Raw genomic sequence first — 1808 nt, 5'->3', positions numbered from 1 at the left:
CCCGCAGGTCCATGCAGCCCCGCTCAGGAGAGTGATGAAAACTCGAGCCATGGATAAGGCTAAAACGGCTGTGAATGACGGCCTCTATCCCTTCAAGACGCTGCTCGTGGAACAGGGTTACCCCTCGACCGAGCACTTTGAGGTCAAGCAAGAGGCTGAAGGGATTGCGGCCAGGGTCACGGCCCGCGTGGCCTTTGAGAGTCGCACGCGCATTGCCCAGGTTTCCGGTTATGCCGTGAGCGAACGTCGCCCGCACACGCTGCAGCTGTCACCCCGCATCCACTTGTACGATTGTTGGTTCTGCGGCCTGTTACAGCACTCCTGCAACCCGAACGTGTTTCTAGACACCACGTACCTGGAACTATGGACGGTGCAACCCATCCACGCCGGTAGCCTGCTGACCCTGGATTACGCCACTACCGAAGACACACTGGCCCGGCAGTTCGCTTGCCATTGCGGCGAGCTGAACTGCCGGGGCTGGATCACCGGCAGCAAGGAGCCGCTGAACGCCGAAGGCCAGGCCTTCATGGCCTGGTGGCGTGAGCACAAACGACCTTAGGCTTCGCCCAACGGGCGCAGGCGGTATTGCGGCGGCAGTTGCTCGAAGCCACTGATGGTGGTGTTCAAACTCTTCCAGCGACCGTCCTTGATGCCATAGATGCAGCCATGGATCGACAGGCTCTGCCCACGGTGCCAGGCATTTTGCACAATGCTGGTATGGCCGACGTTGGCCACCTGCTGGATCACATTGAGCTCGCACATGCGGTCTACGCGCTCTTCTTCGGTCGGCAACTGGGCCAGCACATCGCGGTTTTCGTAGTACAGGTCGCGAATGGTGCGCAACCAGCCGTCGATCAGGCCGAACTGGCGGTCCTGCATCGACGCACGCACGCCACCACAACCGTAGTGGCCGGTGACGAGGATGTGTTTGACCTTGAGCACATCCACCGCGTACTGGATTACCGACAGGCAATTGAGGTCGGTGTGCAGCACCACGTTGGCGACGTTGCGGTGCACGAACAGATCACCAGGCAACATGCCGACGATCTCGTTGGCCGGTACACGGGCGTCGGAACAGCCGATCCACAGGTATTCCGGGGTTTGCTGGCGGGCGAGCTTGGCGAAGAATTCGGGATCTTCCTGTTTGATCGCATCCGCCCAGCGTTCGTTGTTATCAAGCAGGTCTTGTAGTTCGTTCATCAGGGAAGCCTCAGGAATGATGCGCAGTTTTGTGACTGACAAGCCCTCGTTCGGGTCACGCCAGGCGCTAATTAGCTTGAATTTTTTGGCTGCCATGCCTGTCCACACACTATAAGCCCCACAGTATGAGGATTGGCCATGACTGAATCACGACGTCCCTACGGCGCAACACAGCCGGAACCGATCGATGACAACGAAGACCGCATGGGTGAGATGCGCGAGCTGGATTTTGACGAAGAGGACCAGACAGCGGAAATCGGCGATGAAATCCCGCGTGGCGAGCGCGAGCACCTGATGCCCGACGAACGGGTGCGCGAAGCCGGGATGACCGGGGCTTCTACCGATGATCATGAATCGACCGATGACGATATGAGCCCGGAAACGCTGATCCACGAGGATGGCGCTCGGGATGCGCAGGAGGAAGGTGAAGACAATGCCGCCGACTATGACTTGAGCGTCGTGGGGGAAAATGACATTGGCGGCGGGAATGGATTGGATGAGGCGGAACTGGCTGATCTGGACCCACTGAACCGCAAGCGCTGACCCTGTGGGCCGCTGTCCCTTATTCACATCTTACGCCTCCGCCGGAGTCTGTCGCGTGTAGATAT

At 59.2% G+C, this 1808-nt stretch carries 3 protein-coding genes; 2 read left to right on the top strand and 1 reads right to left on the bottom strand.

All coding sequences use genetic code 11. The annotated features are described in order from the left end of the window. Positions 1-34 precede the first annotated feature (34 nt). Positions 35-559 carry an SET domain-containing protein-lysine N-methyltransferase gene (locus GIW04_RS30405; RefSeq protein ID WP_003188291.1) on the top strand — a complete coding sequence of 175 codons (525 nt, stop codon included), beginning with the start codon at positions 35-37 and terminating at the stop codon, positions 557-559. On the opposite strand, the gene can is transcribed toward GIW04_RS30405, so the two are convergent. Continuing rightward, on the bottom strand, positions 556-1200 hold the full coding sequence (gene can, locus GIW04_RS30400; RefSeq protein WP_003188288.1) for a carbonate dehydratase: 645 nt from the start codon (positions 1198-1200) through the stop codon (positions 556-558). The two genes, GIW04_RS30405 and can, sit on opposite strands and share 4 nt — an antisense overlap. A 138-nt stretch (positions 1201-1338) precedes the next feature. On the opposite strand from can, the gene GIW04_RS30395 reads away from it, so the two are divergent. Continuing rightward, entirely contained in the window at positions 1339-1743 is a 405-nt protein-coding gene (locus tag GIW04_RS30395) for a hypothetical protein (RefSeq protein WP_003188287.1), read from the top strand. The last annotated feature ends 65 nt before the right edge of the window (positions 1744-1808 follow it).

This window comes from Pseudomonas sp. PA-4-8C (assembly GCF_021606625.1).
Lineage (GTDB): Bacteria > Pseudomonadota > Gammaproteobacteria > Pseudomonadales > Pseudomonadaceae > Aquipseudomonas > Aquipseudomonas lactis.
Note: the sequence above shows the minus strand (reverse complement) of the source record. Positions and strands in the feature narration are given on the sequence as shown.

Bases quoted from the DNA above. Each gene is read 5' to 3' on its own strand.
- GIW04_RS30405 (WP_003188291.1), top strand. From the start codon at position 35: ATGAAAACTCGAGCCATGGATAAGGCTAAAACGGCTGTGAATGACGGC.
- can (WP_003188288.1), bottom strand. From the start codon at position 1,200: ATGAACGAACTACAAGACCTGCTTGATAACAACGAACGCTGGGCGGAT.
- GIW04_RS30395 (WP_003188287.1), top strand. From the start codon at position 1,339: ATGACTGAATCACGACGTCCCTACGGCGCAACACAGCCGGAACCGATC.